The following is a 19,476-nucleotide window of genomic DNA, read 5'->3' as shown; positions in this document are numbered from 1 at the left end:
CCGAAAGGTTTGGACGGCGATGACGCTCCCCGACACCGCTCCCACCACGTCACCGGGTGACGGATCCCGTTCCCCCCTGCGCGGAAACCGCCTGCCGACCGCGGCCACCATCGTCGACTTGTTCGCCGAACAGGTCCGCCGTGCCCCGGACGCCCTCGCGGTCGTCGCCGACGAGGGGGAGTGCACCTACGCGGAGTTGGACACGCGCTCCGATCGGCTCGCCCAACGCCTCGCGGGACTGGGGATCGGTCCCGAACGGCCGGTCGGCATGCTGACGGAGCGCTCTCTCGACCTCGTCGTCGCTGTGCTGGCCGTGGTCAAAGCCGGTGGTGCGTACGTGCCCCTGGACTCTCGCGCCCCCGCTGAGCGCATGAGGACGGTCCTGGCCGAGGCCGGGGTGTCGGTGCTGCTGACGGACGGGGTCTGGCGAGGCGTGGCCGAACGCATCCACGAGAGTCACCTCGTCGTCCTGGGCGACGAGGAGCCGTCGAACGAGGCGGAGGTGACCGCCACCGCGGCGGCGCACCCGGACAACCTGGCCTACGTCGTCTACACCTCGGGATCCACGGGGGTGCCCAAAGGAGTGGCGGCGCGTCACCGCGACGTGGTGGACCTCGCGCGTGACGCGCGGTTCCGCAACGGCGCCCACGAGCGGGTGCTGCTGCACTCACCCCAGGCTTTCGACGCGTCGACCTACGAGACGTGGGTGCCTCTGCTCAACGGCGGGCGGGTCGTGATCGCCCCTCCCGGTGACGTGGACGGGCCGGTGCTGCGGGAAGCGATCACCCGGCAGGGCGTGACGGGTCTGTTCATCACGTCGGGTCTGTTCCGGGTGGTGGCGCAGGACGACCCCGGTTGTCTGACCGGGGTGCGCGAGGTGTGGACCGGTGGCGACGTGGTGCCCGCGGCCGCTGTGCGTCAGGTCATGCGGGCCTGCCCCGGCACCACCGTGGTGGACGTCTACGGCCCCACCGAGACCACCACCTTCGCCACCTCGCACCACCTGACCCGCGTGGAGGAGGTCCCCGACGTCCTGCCCATCGGGACGCCGTTCGACGGCACACGGGTCCATGTGCTGGACGCGAACCTGGAGCCGGTCCCCGACGGGGACACCGGGGAGCTGTTCATCGCGGGCGCCGGTCTCGCACGCGGCTACCTCAACCGGCCCGCGCTGACCGCGGAGCGTTTCCTCGCCGACCCGTTCGGCGCGCCGGGAGAGCGGATGTACCGCACCGGGGACCTGGTCCGTTGGAGTCCCGAGCGGGGCGTGGACTTCATCGGCCGAGCCGACGACCAGGTGAAGGTTCGCGGATTCCGCATCGAGACCGCCGAGGTCGAAGCGGTGCTGGCCCGGCACCCCGGCGTCGCGCAGGCCGCCGTCCTGGCCAGACCGGATCGCGGCGGCACCAAGCGATTAGTGGCCTACATCGTTCCCCACGGTGCCGCGGCACCTTCCGAGGACGAGTTGCGCGACCTCGTCCTCGGCACGTTGCCCGACTACATGGCGCCCTCCGCGTTCGTGGTCCTGGACCGGCTCCCGCTCAGCTCCACCGGCAAGGTCGACCGCAACGCCCTGCCCGAACCCGACCAGGACGCCGCCCCGAGCAGCGGGCACGTCGCACCGCGCACCCCGGCCGAGACCGCTGTCGCCGCGGTGTGGGCCGAGATCCTCGGCGTGAACGCCGACCGGGTCGGCGCGAAGGACGACTTCGTGCGCTTGGGCGGCGACTCGATCCAAGCCCTCCGCGTGGTGTCGCGACTGCGCTCGGAGTTGCAGGTTCCCCTGTCCTCGCGTGACCTCTTCGACGCGCGGACCGTCGCCGGGCTGGCGGACCTCGTGGTCGACCGCTTACCCGCCGGGGCGGAAGACCGCATCGCACCCGCTCCCCGTGACCTCGTGGTGCCACTGTCCCCGGCCCAGCAGCGGCTGTGGTTGCAGCACCAACTCGACCCCGCCGCTACCGACTACAACACCGGTGTCGGCCTGAGGCTGTCCGGCCCGCTGGACGTGACAGCCATGCGGACCGCGCTCGACGCCTTGGTCGAGCGACACGAAACGATGCGCACCACCTTCGACGAGGTCGACGGTCACGGCGTCCAGGTCATCGCCCCGCTCGCGACGGTGCCGATGCGCGTGGTGGACCTGACCGGCGTGCTGCCCGCCGACCGTGACGCCGCCCTGAATCGGCTCCTCACCGAGGAGCTGACCACGCCGTTCGACCTGCGGGTCGGGCCCGTGGCACGCGCCGTGCTCGCTCGCCTCGACGAGGACGAGCACGTCCTGCTGCTCGACCAGCACCACATCGCCACCGACGGCTGGTCGGTCCGCGTCCAGGTGGACGACCTGCTGGAGCTCTACCGGTCCGCCGCACGGGGGACACCGGCCGACCTGCGGCCGCTGCCGGTCCGCTACGCCGACTTCGCCGTGTGGCAGCGCCGCAGACTCGACGGTCCGGCCACGGCAGGCGAACTGGACCACTGGCGGCAGCGGCTGGCCGACCTGGAACCACTCGACCTTCCCACCGACCGGCCGCGGCCCGCACGCCGCACCACAGCGGGCGCGGTGCACCGCGAATCCCTGCCCGCCGACCTGGTGCGCCGCCTGACCGAGGTGGGACGCGACAACGGAGCCACCCTCTTCACCACCTTGGCGGCCGCCGTACACCTGCTGCTGGCCCGCTACACCGGCCGACGCGACGTCGCCGTCGGAACCGCGTCGGCCGGACGCGGACGGCCCGAACTGGACGACCTCGTCGGGTTCTTCGTCAACACGCTCGTCCTGCGCGCCACCGTCGACCCGTCCGCGCCGTTCGAACGGTTCCTGGCCCGGCTGCGGCACACCGTGATCGACACGTTCGCCCACGACGAGGTGCCCTTCGACCGGCTGGTCGAGGAGCTGCGACCCGACCGCGACCCCAGCCGCACGCCACTGGTCCAAGCGCTCGTCGTGCTCCAGCAGGCGATGGTGCGGCCGACCACCGTCGACGCGCTGCACGTGGACGAGCACCTGCTGCCCCGGCCGCGAGCCCGTTTCGAGTTGCTGGTGGAGTTCTGGCCGCGCAACGGGTCGCTGGAGCTGGCACTGGAGTACAACACCGACCTGTTCGACGCAAGCACGATCAAGCGGATGGCGGGCCACCTCGCCGTCCTGCTGGAAGCGATCGCGGCCGACCCCGCCACACGGCTGGGCGACCTCCCACTGCTCGACCCTGTCGAACGCCGCCACGTCGTGCACACGTGGAACGACACCCGCCACGAGCTGCCGCAGGCCACCATAGCCTCGCTGTTCGCCGACCAGGCGAGCCGCACACCCGACGCCACGGCCGTGATCACCGACGACGCGTCGCTGACCTATGCCGAGCTGGACCTGCGAGCCAACCACCTCGCCCACCGGCTGCTGCGATGCGGTGTACGCGTCGGCGACCCGGTGGCGCTGCTCGCGGACCGCTCGATCGGCCTCGTCGTCGCCCAACTGGCCGTGGCCAAGGCGGGCGGGGCATACGTGCCGCTGGACACCAGGGCACCCACCGAGCGGCTGGCGGTGCTGCTGGCGGAGAACGGCGCCCGAGTGATCCTCACCGACCAGGTGTGGCACGCCACCGCCGACGCCCTCCACGATGGTCCTGTCGTCGCCGTGGACGCCCAGCAGGAGCTGGACTCGCAGCAGCCCACCGCGCCCACGGTGCACGTGCACCCCGACGACCTCGCCTACATCATGTACACCTCGGGCTCCACCGGCGTGCCCAAGGGCGTGGCGGTGCGCCACCGCGACGTGACCGACCTCGCCCGCGACCGGCGGTTCACCGGTGGCGCGCACGACCGGGTCCTGCTGCACTCCGCGGTCGCGTTCGACGCCACCACCTATGAGCTGTGGGTGCCGCTGCTCAACGGCGGCACCGTCGTGCTCGCCCCCGTCGGCGACATCGACGCCGACCGGCTCCGGGACCTGGTCACCCGGCACGGCCTTACCGGGCTGTGGCTGACCGCGGGTCTGTTCCGCGTGCTCGCCCAGGACGACCCGAGCTGCCTGGCCGGGCTGCGCGAGGTGTGGACCGGAGGCGACGTGGTGCCCGCCGCGGCGATCCGACGAGTCCTGCGAGCCTGCCCCGGACTCGTCGTGGTGGACGGCTACGGGCCCACCGAGACCACGACTTTCGCGACCTCCCACCGCATGGACGACGCCGACTCCGTCCCCGACGTCGTGCCGATCGGTCGACCGCTGGACAACACCCGCGTCCTCGTGCTGGACGACACCCTCTCCCCGACGCCGATCGGCGTGCCGGGGGAGCTGTTCATCGCGGGTGCCGGACTGGCCCGCGGCTACCTCAACCGCCCCGGCCTGACCGCCGAGCGCTTCGTGGCCGACCCGGTCGGCGTGCCGGGGGAGCGGATGTACCGCACGGGCGACGTGGTGCGGTGGAAGGCCGACGGCACCCTCGAGTTCGTCGGCCGTGTCGACGACCAGGTCAAGATCCGCGGGTTCCGCGTCGAGCCCGGCGAGGTCGACACGGTGCTGTCCGGCCACGCGGGCGTCGGCCAGTCGGTGACCGTGGTGCGCGCGGATGAGAAGGGCCGCAAGCGCCTGGTCACCTACCTGACCGCTGTCGACACCGCGCTCGAGGTGACCGAGCTGGGGCAGTTCCTCGGGCGGGGATTGCCGGACTACCTCGTACCGTCGGCCTTCGTCGTCGTGGACGCGCTGCCGCTCAACGCCAGCGGCAAGGTCGACCGGCGCGCCCTGCCCGAACCCGTGTGGGCCACCACGACCACCGCTCACGTCGCGCCCGCGGACGGAGCGGAAACCGTGCTCGCGCGGATCTGGGCCGAACTGCTGGGCGTGGACCGCGTGGGCGCGCTCGACAACTTCTTCGAACTCGGCGGCGACTCCATCCTCAGCATCCAGGTCGTGTCGCGAGCCCGCCGAGCCGGAGTCGCCCTCACGCCCGGTGACCTGTTCCGCCACCCCACCGTGGCCGCGCTGGCGATCGCCGCGGGCACCGCGGACACCGCGGAGGCCGACCAGGGCACGGTGGTGGGCGACGTGCCGCTCACCCCGATCCAGCGATGGCTGTTCGCCACGAACACCGACCGACCCGAGCACTTCAACCAAGCGTTGACCGCGGAACTGGTCGACGACATCGACGTCGAGGCGCTGCGGCGGGCGTTGACCGCGCTGCTGGAGCACCACGACGCGCTGCGGATGCAGTTCGAGCGCACGCCGTCCGGGTGGCGACAGCACAACGCGCCGGTCGAGCCCGCCGAGGTCCTCACCGTGCACCCGTCGTCCACTTCGGACCCGGAGCAAATCGAGGCGATCGCCGCTTCCGTACACGCGGGCATCGACCTCACCACCGGGCCGCTGCTCAACGCCGCACTGCTGCACCGGGTCGACCAGCGGCCGCTGCTGTTGCTGGCCGTGCACCACCTTGTGGTCGACGGCGTGTCGTGGCGTGTCCTGCTGGAGGACCTCACCAGCGCCTACGACCAGGCGGCGCGCGGCGAGCCCGTCCGGTTGGCCGCCAAGACCACCTCCTTCCGGGAATGGGCGCACCGACTGCTCGAGCACACCGCCACCGGCGGCTTCGCCGACGAGCTCGAGCACTGGGCCGCGACCGCCGCCGCGGACAGGTCCCTGCCCGTCGACCACGACGGGGCCAACACGGCGGGCTCCACCCGCACGGTCGCGGTGCGGCTCGACCGCGACACCACCCGCGCGTTGCTGCAGGACGTGCCCGGTGTGTACCGCACACAGGTCAACGACGTGCTGCTCAGCGCCCTGGGTCGAGCGCTGGCCGACTGGACCGGCCGCCACGTGCTGCCGGTGGACCTGGAGGGCCACGGCCGCGAGGACGTGGTGGACGGCATGGACCTCTCCCGCACCGTCGGGTGGTTCACCTCGATCTTCCCGGTCGCGCTGGACATCCCGACCGGCGACTGGGGCGCGGTCCTCAAGGCGGTCAAGGAGCAGCTGCGCGCCGTCCCCCGCAAGGGGATCGGCCACGGCGCACTGCACGAGCCCCCCGCGAACAGCCCGCTGATCAGCTTCAACTACCTCGGCAGACTCGACTGGTCCGCCGTGGAGGGCGGCCTCCTCCACGCCGTGCGCGGAAGCCTGGAATTGCACAGCGCGCCGGAGGCCCTCCGGCCGCACCTGCTCGACGTGGTCGGCGCGGTCGAGCACGGCTGCCTCGACATCACCTGGTACTTCAACGAGAACGTGCACGAGGAGTCGACCGTGCGCGGGGTGGCCGAGGCGATGGTGGTGGCGTTGCGGGGGATCGTGGCGCACTGCGCGGTGCCGGAGTCCGGTGGTCGCACACCGTCGGACTTCCCATTGGCCGGGTTGGACCAGTCCGAAGTGGACCGGTTGGTCGGCAACGGTCGTTCGGTGGAGGACGTGTACCCGTTGACCTCCATGCAGGCTGGCATGGTCTTCCACGGTCTGGTCGACCGGACGAACACCGAGGTCTACGTCAACCAGGTGCGGTTCCGGCTCTCCGGTGTCACGGACCCGCAAGTGCTGGGCCGGGCGTGGCAACGAGTGGTGGACCGCAACGCGGTGCTGCGCACCGAGGTGGCGTGGGACGGGTTGCCCGAACCGCTGCAACTCGTGCGGGAACACGTGACCCTCCCCGTCACGCACCTGGACTGGACCGGACTGGACCACGCCGATCAGGACGAGCGGCTGCGCCGCCTGGAAGACGCCGACCGCGCCACCGGTCTGGACCTGGGCGCCGCGCCCCTCATGCGCGTGGCGATCGCCCAGGTGTCCCGCGACGAGGTGCTGGTCTTGTGGACCTTCCACCACGTTCTGCTCGACGGGTGGAGCGCGGCCCAGCTGTTCACCGAGGTGTGCGAGCATCACGCGGCCATCACCGGCGGCACGACCGGTCCGAGCACCACCCGCCGCCCCTTCGGCGACTACCTGAGCTGGCTGCACCGGCAGGACCGCACCGACTCCGAGCGCCACTGGCGCCACGTCCTCGACGGCTTCCGCGACACCACCCCGCTGCCCTTCGACCGCCGCCCGGTCGAGGCGCACCGCGCCGAATCCGGTGGCACGGTCCGCTTCGAGCTGACCGCCGAGCAGACCCGACGGCTGCGCGAAGCCGCCCAGCGCCACGGCCTGACCGTGAACACCGTCGTGCAGGGCGTCTGGGGCCTGCTGCTGGCCCGCTACAGCGGGAACCAGGACGTCGTGTTCGGCACCACCGTCTCCGGCAGACCCGCTGACCTGGCGGGTGTCGAGTCGATGGTGGGGATGTTCATCAACACCGTCCCCACCAGGATCACCGCGAGCCCCGATCGCGACCAGCTCTCCTGGCTGCGCGATCTGCAAGCCGACCAAGCCGAGGCACGTCGCCACGAACACGTGCCGCTCCCACAACTGCGTGGGTGGAGCGACCTGCCGGGCGGCGCGAACCTGTTCGACAGCATCCTGGTGTTCGAGAACTACCCGTTCGACGACGACGCCATGGCCGCACACGGCTTGCGGCTGCACGACGTCCACGCGCACGAACCCACCAACTACGCCCTCACCGTCGTGGTGTCACCCGGCCCGCGCCTGCTCGTCGAACTCGACCACGACCCGGCCTTGTTCGACACCTCCACCGTCGAGAGGATGGGCAAGCACCTGCGGACGCTGCTCGACGAGGTACTGGTCGACCCCGCGCGCCCGTTGGGCGACCTGCGGCTGCTCGACGACACCGAACGCCACCAGGTACTGGTGGAGTGGAACCCCACCGGGGGCGACTACTCGGTGGCCACCCTGCCCGTCCTGTTCGCCGAGCAGGCCGCCCGCACCCCCGACGCCGTCGCCGTCACCTGCCAAGGCGACAGCCTGACCTACGCCCAACTCGACGCCCGCGCCAACCAGGTGGCACACGCCCTCCTCGAGCACGGCGCAGGCCCCGAGCGGTACGTCGGACTGGTGCTGCCCCGCTCGCTGGACCTGGTCGTCGCCGTCCTGGGCGTGCTCAAGTCCGGCGCGGCATACCTGCCCATCGACCCGTCCTACCCCGCCGAGCGGATCGCGGCCATGGTCGAGGACACCGAACCGGTGGTGGTGCTGACCGAACTGCCCGACCTGTCCCACCGGCCCGACACCGCGCCCCAGGTCCGCGCACACCCGGACAACCCCGCCTACGTCATCTACACCTCCGGCTCCACCGGCAAACCCAAGGGCGTGGTCGTCCCGCACACCAACGTGGCCCGGCTGTTCACGGCCACCGACCACTGGTTCGGCTTCGACTCCGAGGACGTGTGGACGCTGTTCCACAGCTACGCCTTCGACTTCTCGGTCTGGGAGCTGTGGGGTCCGCTACTGCACGGCGGTCGGCTCGTCGTCGTGCCCTACGAGGTGTCGCGCTCGCCCCGCGAGTTCGCGGAGCTGCTGGCGCGGGAGCGGGTGACGGTGCTCAACCAGACGCCGTCGGCGTTCTACCAGCTCATCGCCGAGAAGCCGACGGGCCTGTGCCTGCGGTTCGTCATCTTCGGCGGGGAAGCGCTCGATGTGCGCAAGCTCGCGGCCTGGGACGGCCCCGGCGAGATGATCAACATGTACGGCATCACCGAGACCACCGTGCACGTCACGTGGACACCCGCCGACGGCACCGTCGGCGAACCCATCCCGGACCTGCGCGTGTACGTGCTGGACGAGGCCTTGGAGCCGGTGCCGCCCGGTGTCGCGGGCGAGATGTACGTCGCCGGAGCGGGCTTGGCCCGCGGCTACCTCAACCGGCCTGGGTTGACCGCGTCCCGCTTCCTGGCCGACCTGTTCGGCGAGCCCGGCACGCGCATGTACCGCACCGGTGACCTGGCCCGGTGGAAGGACGGCAGACTCGACTACCTCGGCCGCGCCGACCAGCAGGTCAAGATCCGCGGCTTCCGCATCGAACTGGGCGAAATCGAGGCCGCGCTGCGGGCGCACGACGACGTGGCCGAAGCGGTGGTCGCCGTCCGTGACCACGCCGGCCGCAAGATCCTCGTCGCCTACACCGTGCTCGCCGCGGGCCGTCTCGTCCCCGCTGCCGACCTGCGGGCCTTCCTCGTCCGCACCCTGCCCGGCCACATGGTGCCCTCGGCGTTCGCGGTCCTGGACCACCTGCCGTTGACCCGCAACGGAAAGCTCGACCGCGCAGCGCTGCCCGCGCCCGAACGGGAGCCGACCAGGCACGAGCACGCCGTGCCGCGCACCGAGGCCGAACGGGTGCTCGCCGCCATCTGGGCCGAGGTGCTCGGCACCGACCAGGTCGGGGTCGACGACGACTTCTTCGAACTCGGCGGCGACTCGATCATCAGCATCCAGGTCGTGTCCCGCGCGCGCCAGGCCGGGTACGGCTTGGTGCCCCGCGACCTGTTCACCCACCCGACCGTCGCCGCGCTCGCCGCCGCCGCGCCCGCACTCGACCCCGCCGCGACCGCGCCGCAGGGACCGGTGACCGGCGCGGTGCCGCTGACCCCGATCCAGCACTGGTTCCTCGACACCGACCCGCCACGACCCGAGCACTTCGACCAGTCGATGACCCTCGACTTCGTCGACGACGTCGACGTCGAGGCGCTGCGGCGGGCGTTGACCGCGCTGCTGGAGCACCACGACGCGCTGCGGATGCGGTTCGAGCGCACGCCGTCCGGGTGGCGGCAGCACAACGCTCCGGTCGAACCGGTGGACGTGCTCTCGGTGCACGACCTGTCCACCATCGACGACACCGTCCGACAGGCCATCACCGACGACCTCCACCGAGGGTTCGACCTCTCCCGTGGGCCGCTGCTGCGGGCAGCGCTGCTCGAGCGGGGTCCCGCGAGCACGCTCGTGCTCGCCGTGCACCACTTGGTGGTGGACGGCGTCTCGTGGCGCGTCCTGCTCGAAGACCTCGACACCGCCTACTGGCACGCGCTGCGCGACGAGGACGTCGTCCTCGGTGCGAAGACCACGTCGTTTCGCGAGTGGGCGTCGCGCTTGGCCGAGCACACCGCCGAGGGCGGCTTCGACGACGAGGCCAGCCACTGGACGGGCACGACCGGTGACCCAGCCGTGCCCGTCGACCACCACGGAACCAACACGACCGGCTCCGTGCTCGGTGTCACCATCGAGGTGGACGCCGACACCACCCGCACGCTGTTGCAGGACGTGCCCGGTGTGTACCGCACTCAGGTCAACGACGTGCTGCTCAGCGCCCTGGGCCTGGTGCTGGCCGACTGGACCGGCCACCAGCGGGTCCTGGTCGACCTGGAAGGGCACGGCCGCGACGGCGACTTCCTCGACGGCGTCGACCTGTCCCGCACGGTCGGCTGGTTCACCTCTGTGTTCCCGGTCGCGCTGGACATCCCGACCGGCGGCTGGGGCGCGGTGCTCAAGTCGACCAAGGAGCGGTTGCGGGCGGTGCCCCGGCGCGGCATCGGCCACGGCGCCGCGCACCGCTCGTCCGACGCGTCGACACCGCTGGTGGCGTTCAACTACCTCGGGCAGTTCGACCCGTCGGCCGGGGGGACGGCGTTCCGTACGGTCGGCGGTCTGGACGCCGACGCCGCACCCGACACGCCCCGGCCGCACCTGCTCGACGTGGTCGGCGTGGTCGAGGACAAGCACCTCCGGCTGACCTGGTACTTCAGCGAGAACGTGCACGAAGAGTCGACGGTGCGCGGGGTGGCAGAGGCGATGGTGGTGGCGTTGCGGGAGATCGTGGCGCACTGCGCACTACCGGAGTCCGGTGGTCGAACACCGTCTGACTTCCCGTTGACCGGGTTGGACCAGTCCGAAGTGGACCGGTTGGTCGGCAACGGGCGTTCGGTGGAGGACGTGTACCCGTTGACCTCCATGCAGGCGGGCATGGTCTTCCACAGCCTCTCCCAAGCCGACGAGGGTCTCTACACCGAGCAGATCTCGTTCGTCCTAGACGGCGTCGCCGACATCGCCGCCCTGGCCCGAGCCTGGCGCGAGGTGGTCGACCAGACCCCGATCCTGCGCAGCCGCGTGGTGTGGGAGGGCGTCGACCGGCCGCTGCAGGTGGTGTGCCGCGACGTGGCCGTGCCGATCCGCGAACTGGACTGGACCGGCCTGCCCGACGACGAGCGACACGAAGCCCTGCGAGCCCTGCTCGACCGTGACGAGGCCGAGGGCCTGGACCTGACGGCCGCGCCCCTCATGCGGCTGACGCTGGCCCGCGAGTCCGACACCGCGATGCGGGTCGTGTGGACCTTCCACCACGTGCTCCTCGACGGCTGGTCGACCTTCCAGGTGCTCACCGACGTCTTCAGCCGCCACGCCGCGATCACCGCGGGCCGTCGCCCCGACCCGGTGGCCCGTCGCCCGTTCGGCGACTACCTGCGGTGGCTGGCGCGGCAGGACCCGCGCGAAGCGCGGGAGCACTGGGAACGAGTGCTCGACGGGTTCGACGCCCCGACCCCGCTGCCCTACGACCGACCGGCCGAGCAGGGCCGCACGAGCAGTTCCACGCGCTGGTTCACGCTGACGCTGCCCGGCGGCGCGGTGCGCGACTTCGCCCAGCGCAACGGCCTCACGCTCAACGCCGTGGTCCAGGGAGCGTGGGCGCTGCTGCTGTCGCGCTACGGCGGGGGAGAGGATGTGTGCTTCGGCTCCACCGTCTCCGGCCGCCCGGTCGACCTGCCCGGCGCGGACGCCATCACCGGCATGTTCATCAACACGCTGCCCGTGCGGACCAGGGTGGCCGACGACGAGCCGGTCGCGGTGTGGCTGCGACGACTGCAAGCCGACCAAGCCGACGCGCGACGGTTCGAACACGTCTCGCTCGCCGACCTGCAGGCATGGAGTGACCTGCCGGGTGGGGTGGACCTGTTCGGCAGCATCCTGGTGTTCGAGAACTACCCGATCGACTCCGAGGCCGCAGCCGCCCATGGCCTCGCCCTGCGTGAACTCGACGCCGTGGAAACCACCAACTACCCGCTCAGCGTGGGCGTGCGCCCCGGCGCGGACCTGGAGTTCCGGCTCAGCTACGACCCAGTCCTGTTCGACGCCACCACCGTCGAGCGGATCGCGGGCCACCTGACCCGCGCCCTGCACGGCCTCGTCGCCGACCCCGACCGGGCAGTGGGCGAGGTCGACATCCTGGACGAGGACGAACGACGGCTCCTGCTCGCCGAGCCCACCGACCTCGACACCCGCGACGCGACCGTCGTCGGCCTGTTCGCCGAGCAGGCCGACCGCACTCCGGACGCCATCGCGGTCGTGGCGGGCGGCACGTCGCTCAGCTACTCCGACCTCGACGCCCGCGCCAACCGCATGGCCCACCGGCTGATCGCCCTGGGTGTGCGGCCCGAGGATCGGGTCGGCCTGCTGCTGCGGCGGTCGGCCGACCTGGTGGTCGCGGTACTCGCCGTGCTCAAGGCCGGCGGCGCCTACCTGCCGCTGGACCTGCGAGCCCCCGCCGACAGGATGCGGCTGGTGCTCGCCCAAGCCGGCGCGACGGTCTTGCTCACCGACATCGAGTGGGAGAGCACCGCCCGCGAGGCGCACGACGACCACGTCGTCGTGCTCGACGGCACTCCCATCCACGGCCCGAACGACCGCCCGCGGGTCGACACGCACCCGGACGGCCTGGCCTACGTCGAATTCACCTCCGGCTCCACCGGCACACCCAAGGGCGTGGCTGTGCGGCACCGCGACGTGGTCGCGCTGGCCCTGGACCCCCGTTTCGACGGTCCCGCCCATCGCACCGTGCTCGTGCACTCGCCGCTGGCGTTCGACGCGTCGACCTACGAACTGTGGGTGCCGCTGCTGCGCGGCGGTCGAGCCGTGATCGCCCCGCCGGAGGACCTCGACGCCGCGCTGCTGCGCGACCTGGTCACCGCTCACGGCGTGACCGGGATCTGGCTCACCGCGGGCTTGTTCCGCGTTCTGGCCCAGGACTCGCCCGACTGCCTGACGGGCGCGACTGAGGTGTGGACCGGCGGTGACGTGGTGCCCGCCGCGGCGGTCCGCCGCGTCATGAGCGCCTGCCCCGGACTGGTGGTGGTCGACGGGTACGGGCCGACCGAGACCACGACGTTCGCGACCGCCCACCGGATCCCCGACGTCGAGCACGTGCCCGACACCGTGCCCATCGGTGCACCGCTGGACGGGACACGCGCCTACGTGCTGGACGACCGGCTGCGGCCGGTACCGGTGGGCGTGCCCGGCGAGCTGCACCTCGCGGGCGCGGGCCTGGCCCGCGGCTACCTCGACCGGCCCGGCCTGACCGCGTCCCGGTTCGTGGCCTGCCCGTTCGGCGTGCCGGGGGAGCGGATGTACCGCACCGGCGACGTCGTGCGATGGCTGCCCGACGGTGTGCTGGAGTTCGCCGGCCGCGCCGACGACCAGGTCAAGCTGCGCGGGTTCCGCATCGAACTCGGCGAGGTCGAGGCCGTCCTGGGCCGCCACCCCGAGGTCGGCGAGCTGATCGTGGTGGTGCGGGAGGACACACCGGGCACCAAGCGGCTCGTGGCCTACGTGGTTCCCGCGGATCCGGGACGCGCCCCCGACCCCGCGGACCTGACCGCGTTCACCGGACGGCACCTGCCCGACTACATGGTGCCCGCCGTGGTCACGGTCCTCGACGCCCTGCCGTTGAGCACCAACGGCAAGGTCGACCGGGCCGCCTTGCCAGAACCCGACACGACCGCGGACGCCGCCCGGCACGTGGCGCCCCGCAGCGACACCGAGCGGGTGCTGGCCGAGATCTGGCAGGAGGCGCTCGGGGTGCCACTGGTCGGCATCGAGGACGACTTCCTCGCCCTGGGCGGGGACTCCATGCGCAGCCTGTTCGTCACCTCCCGCTGCCGCACGGCCTTCGACGTGCCGCTGACCCCGCACGACGTTCTCGCCTCCCGCACGGTCGCCACCCTGGCACTGCTGGTCGAGGAAAAAATCCTGCTCGAACTCGAACGAGTCGCCTTCAGCGACGACGCCATCCGCAACCAGTGAGGAGAGATCACGCCATGTCGTCGTCGATGGAGGACCGCATCGCCGCTCTGCCCCCGCACCTGCGGGAGCAGATGCGCCGCCGCCTCTCGGGCAGAGCCGAGCAGACCGACGTCATCACCCCGGTCGGCCGGGACGAGCCGTTACCACTGTCGTTCCCCCAGCAGCGCCTGTGGTTCCTGGACCAGTTCCAGCCCGGAGGCTCGGGGTACAACAGCGCGCTGGCACTGCGCCTGACCGGGCGCCTGGACGTACCCGCGTTGACCGCCGCGCTGCGCGGGCTGGTGGCCCGCCACGAGTCGCTGCGCACCACGCTGGACACCGTCGACGGGCGCGGCGTGCAGATCGTGCACCCCCCGTTCGACCTGCTCCTGCCGGTCGCCGACCAGGACGACCCGTCGGCGCTACAGGACGTGCTGGTGCGGGAGTACTCCCGCCCCTTCGACCTGCGGCAGGGTCCCCTGCTGCGGGCGCTGCTGGTGCGGCTCGCCCGCGACGAGCACGTGCTGCTGCTCACCGCGCACCACGTCATCACCGACGGCTGGTCGATGGGCGTGCTCACCGAGGAACTGGCGGAGTTCTACCTCGCGGCGGTGCAGGGACGGCAGGCAGCGCTGCCGCCCCTGCCGATCCAGTACGCCGACTTCGCCGCGTGGCAACGCGAACGGGTGTCCGGAGACGCGTTGCGGGGCCACCTCGAGCACTGGACGCGACGACTGGCAGGTACCACCGCCCTGGAGCTGCCCACCGACCGCCCGCGGCCCGCGGTGCGCACCACCCGCGGCGCCGCACGGTCGTTCACTGTGCCCGCCTCCGTCACCGCGCGGCTGCGCGACCTGGCCCACGACCGCGGCACGATCCTGTTCACCGTCCTCGTCGCCGCCTGCCAAGCGCTGCTGGCCCGCTACGCAGGCCAAGACGACGTGGCCGTCGGCACGGTCACCACCGGCCGCAACCGCCCCGGCGTGGAGAAGCTGGTCGGCTTCTTCGTCAACACCGTCGTACTGCGATCCACAGTGGACGGCAGTGGCACGTTCACCGACTTCCTCGACCAGGTCAAGCAGACCGTGCAGGACGCGTTCGCCCACGACGAAACGCCGCTGGAACAGCTCGTCGACGCAGTGCGCGGCGACCGCGACCCCAGCCGCAACCCGCTGTTCGACGTCATGGTGCTGCTGCAGAACGCCGAGCGCACCCCGCCCCAGCTGCCGGACTTGCGCGTCGAGCAGGTCGGGCTGTCCCGGCGGGACGCCATCTTCGACCTGACCGTCGAGTTCCAGGAACGCGACGGCCTGTTGGCGGGCTCGCTGGAGTACAACACCGACCTGTTCGACGACACCACGGTCGAGCGCTTCGCCGAACACCTGGTACTGCTGCTCGGCGGCGTGGCGGCGGACCCCGGCCGGACCCTGGACGAGCTGCCGTGGATGTCCGACGACGAACGCGATGACGTCCTGCGGCGCTGGAACGACGCACACCGCGACCGGCCCGAGGGCACTATCCCCGCGCTGTTCACCGAGCAGGTGCGGCGGTCACCCAACGATCTCGCGGTCCTCGCCGACGACGAGACGCTCACCTACGGCGAACTGGACGCCCGCGCCAATCGCCTCGCCCATCGGCTCATCGCCCTCGGCGTGCGCCCCGACCACCGGGTGGGGCTGCTCGCCGAGCGCTCGGTGAACCTGGTCGTCGCCGAGTTGGCGATCGCCAAAGCGGGCGCGGCGTACGTGCCGCTGGACGTCCGCGCCCCTGCCGCGCGTGGCGCACGCGTGCTGCGGGAGGCCGACGCGACCGTCGTGCTGACCGACCGGGCGCACGACAGCGCCTGCCGGGCTCTGCACACAGGGGACGTCGTCGTCCTCGACGACGACCAGCGGGGCTATCCGGACACCGATCCCGGTGTCGCGGTGCACCCGGACGGCCTCGCCTACGCCATGTACACCTCCGGGTCCACCGGCACACCCAAAGGCGTAGCCGTGCGGCAGCGCGACGTGGTGGCGCTCGCGCTGGACTCCCGCTTCGACGGCGGCGCGCACGACCGCGTGCTGCTGCACTCCCCGTCGGCGTTTGACGCCTCCACCTACGAGTTGTGGGTGCCGCTGCTGCGCGGCGGCGTGGTCGTCCTCGCCCGGCCGGGAGACGTGGACGGCGACGCCGTGCGACGCGCCGTCACCGATCACGGCGTAACGGCGATCTGGCTGACCGCCGGGCTGTTCCGGCTCATCGCCCACGAGGCACCGCACGCCTTCGCCGGTCTGCGGGAGGTGTGGACCGGCGGTGACGTGGTGCCCGCGGCGGCTGTGCGCGGCGTGCTGCACGCCTGCCCCGGCCTGACCGTCGTCGACGGCTACGGGCCGACCGAGACCACGACGTTCGCCACCGCGTACCCGATGACCGCGGCGGGCGAGGTACCCGACGTGATCCCCATCGGCCGCCCGCTGGACGGCATGGCGGCCTATGTGCTCGACCGCGGGCTGCAGCCCGTCCCCGTGGGTGTGCCCGGCGAGCTGTACCTCGCGGGCGCGGGCGTGGCTCGCGGTTACCTCGGACAGCCCGGCGCGACCGCCCAGCGGTTCCTGCCCGACCCATTCGGTCCCGCCGGGGCCACCATGTACCGCACCGGCGACGTGGCCCGGTGGCGCGCGGACGGCACCGTGGAGTTCGTCGGCCGCACCGACGACCAAGTCAAGATCCGCGGCTTCCGCATCGAGACCGGCGAGATCGACGCGCTGCTCATGCGCCACCCCGGCGTGGCACAGGCGATCACCGTCGCGCACACCGACCACGACCGCAAGCAGCTGGTCGCCTACCTCGTCGCCGCCGCGGACACCGTCCCGGCCCACACCGAGCTTCGGACGTGGCTCAAGCGCGAACTGCCCGACTACATGACGCCCTCGGCGTTCGTGGAACTGGACGCGCTGCCCTTGAGCCCCAACGGCAAGGTCGACCGCCGTGCCCTGCCCGCACCCCGGAGCCACCCGGACCCCGCGTCGCGCCGCGTCGAGCCCGGCACACCCGTCGAACGGGAACTGGCCCGCATCTGGGCCGAGGTGCTGCGCGTCGAGGGCGTGGGCGTGGAGGACAACTTCTTCGAGTCGGGCGGCGACTCGATCCTGAGCATCCAGCTCGTCTCCCGTGCCCGCCAAAGCGGACTGCGGCTGACCTCCCAGGACGTCTTCCTGCACCCCACCATCGCCGAATTGGCCGCGACCGCGGCGACCGCGCACGAGGCCGACCGCGTCCCCGACGCCCCCACCACGGGGCCCGTGCCGCTGACGCCCATCCAGGAGTGGTTCTTCGACACCACGCCGGGCAGCCCGCAGCACTTCACGATGTCGACCTTCGTGGAACTGGCCCCCGACCTGGACGACCGCGCGCTGCGCACCGCCGTGGACGCGGTCGTGGCCCACCACCACGTCCTGCGCACCCGCTTCACCCACGACGGCCACCGCTGGACCCAGGACATCGCGGCCCCCGCCCCGATCGACCTGCTGCGCGTGCACGACCTGTCCAGCCTCGACGAGCACGCGCGCCACGACACCATGCACGCCGAAGCGCTCGCCGCCCAGGCAGGCCTCGACCTGGCCGAGGGCTCCCTCGTCCGCGCCCTGCTGTTCCGCCTGGGAACAGACCGCCCCCGGCTGTTCCTGGCCGTGCACCACCTGGTCGTGGACGGCGTGTCCTGGCGCGTCCTGCTCGGCGACCTCGACACCGCCTACCACCAAGCTCTACGCGGCGAACCGATCGCACTGGAACCCACCGGAACCGCGTACTCCACCTGGGCGCACCGCCTGGCCGACCGCGTGGCCGCCGGAGACCTGGACGCCGACCTCGACCACTGGATCGGCTTCGCCGCGTCCGCACCCGCCGACCTGCCCGTGGACCACGAGGACGGCGACCCGGCGCAGGCGGTCGACGCGGTCACCGTGCGGCTGGGCCGTGCCGACACCGACGCGCTGCTGCACCACGTCCCCGGCGCCTACCGCACACAGATCAACGACGTGCTGCTCAGCGCACTGGGCCGAGCGCTGGCCGACTGGACCGGCCGCGACCACGTCCTGGTCGGACTGGAGGGCCACGGCCGCGAGGACGTGCCCACCGACATGGACCTCTCCCGCACCGCCGGCTGGTTCACCAGCCAGTTCCCCTTGGCGCTGCACGTACCCGACGGCGGCTGGGGCGCAGTGCTCAAGTCGGTCAAGGAACAGGTGCGCGCACTGCCGCGCCGCGGCCAGAGCTACGGGGCCTTGCGCTACCTCGCCGCACCCGACTCCCCAGCCGCGGCGCTGCGCGAGGACCCACATCCACAGATCAGCTTCAACTACCACGGCCAGTGGGACGTCGCCTCCGACGACCACGGCCTCTACCGCGCCCGCTGCGCCCCGATCGGCCGCGACACCACCCCCGACAACCCCCGCGCGCACGTCCTGGACGTCGTCGGTGTGGTGGAAGGCGGTGAACTCGAACTGACCTGGCTGTACTCCGAGCGAGTGCACGAGAAGTCGACGGTGCGGGCGGTGGCGGAGTCCACATTGCGAGCGTTGCGGGAGATCGTGGCGCACTGCGTGTCGCCGAAGGCCGGTGGTCGTACGCCGTCGGACTTCCCGTTGGCGCGGTTGGGGCAGGCGGCGGTGGACCGCCTGGTCGGCGACGGCCGGTCGGTGGAAGACGTGTACCCGTTGACCCCGCTGCAGGAAGGCATGCTGTTCCACAGCCTGGCCGACCCGACCTCGACGGCCTACTTCGACCAGGTCCGGCTCCGATTGGCCGGTGTCACCGACCACCGTGCGCTCGCCACGGCCTGGCAGCGCGTCGTGGACCGCACGCCCGCCCTGCGCGGCGCGCTGGTCTGGGACGACGTCGAGCAGCCGGTGCAGGTCGTGCGCACACGGGTCGACCTGCCGACCAGCCACCACGACTGGCGCGGACTGCCCGAACCCGAGCAGCGGCGCGCACAGGACACGCTGGACGCGGGCGAGTTGGACCTGCGGCGGGCACCCCTGGCGCGCATCGCCATCGCCCGCCTGACCGACGACGAGGTGCTGCTCGTCTGGACCTTCCACCATGTGCTGCTGGACGGCTGGAGCCTCGCGCAAGTCTTCGCCGAGGTGTGCGAGCAGTACCGGGCCCTCACCGACGGACGATCACCCCGCGTGGTGTCCCGTCGACCGTTCCGCGACTACCTGCGCTGGCTGACTGACCAGGACCGGGCACAGGCCCGACAGCACTGGCGTGACGTGCTGGAGGGCTTCCCCGCCTCCACCGCGCTGCCCTACGACCGGCAGCCCGCGCACGGCCACGCCACCGAGTCCTCCGACTCGATGCGGACGACGTTCACCGCCGAGCAGACGCGACGACTGCGCCGCACCGCACGCCGCGCGGGCCTCACGATCAACACCGTGGTGCAGGGGGCGTGGGCGCTGCTGCTGTCCCGCTACAGCGGCGAGTCCGACGTCGTGTTCGGCACGACCGTGTCCGGCCGTCCGGCCGAGATGCCCGGCGTCGAGCAGATGATCGGTCTGTTGATCTTCACCCTGCCC

The 19,476-nt window shown here is 72.0% G+C and carries 2 protein-coding genes; both read left to right on the top strand.

All coding sequences use genetic code 11. The features are described from left to right. The first annotated feature begins 19 nt into the window (after positions 1-19). A complete protein-coding gene (locus ACFWW9_RS33035) occupies positions 20-13,939 on the top strand; it encodes an amino acid adenylation domain-containing protein (protein WP_390386058.1) in 13,920 nt (4,639 codons plus the stop codon). A gap of 14 nt (positions 13,940-13,953) precedes the next feature. Next, on the top strand, positions 13,954-19,476 hold a 5,523-nt coding region (locus ACFWW9_RS33030), incomplete at its 3' end, for an amino acid adenylation domain-containing protein (protein WP_390386057.1).

Origin of the sequence: Umezawaea sp. NPDC059074 (assembly GCF_042738955.1) — a bacterium.
Taxonomy (GTDB): domain Bacteria; phylum Actinomycetota; class Actinomycetes; order Mycobacteriales; family Pseudonocardiaceae; genus Umezawaea.
The sequence above is the reverse complement of the archived record's forward strand: the minus strand, read 5'-3'. Positions and strand labels throughout refer to the sequence as shown.

Bases quoted from the DNA above. Each gene is read 5' to 3' on its own strand.
- ACFWW9_RS33035 (WP_390386058.1), top strand. From the start codon at position 20: ATGACGCTCCCCGACACCGCTCCCACCACGTCACCGGGTGACGGATCC.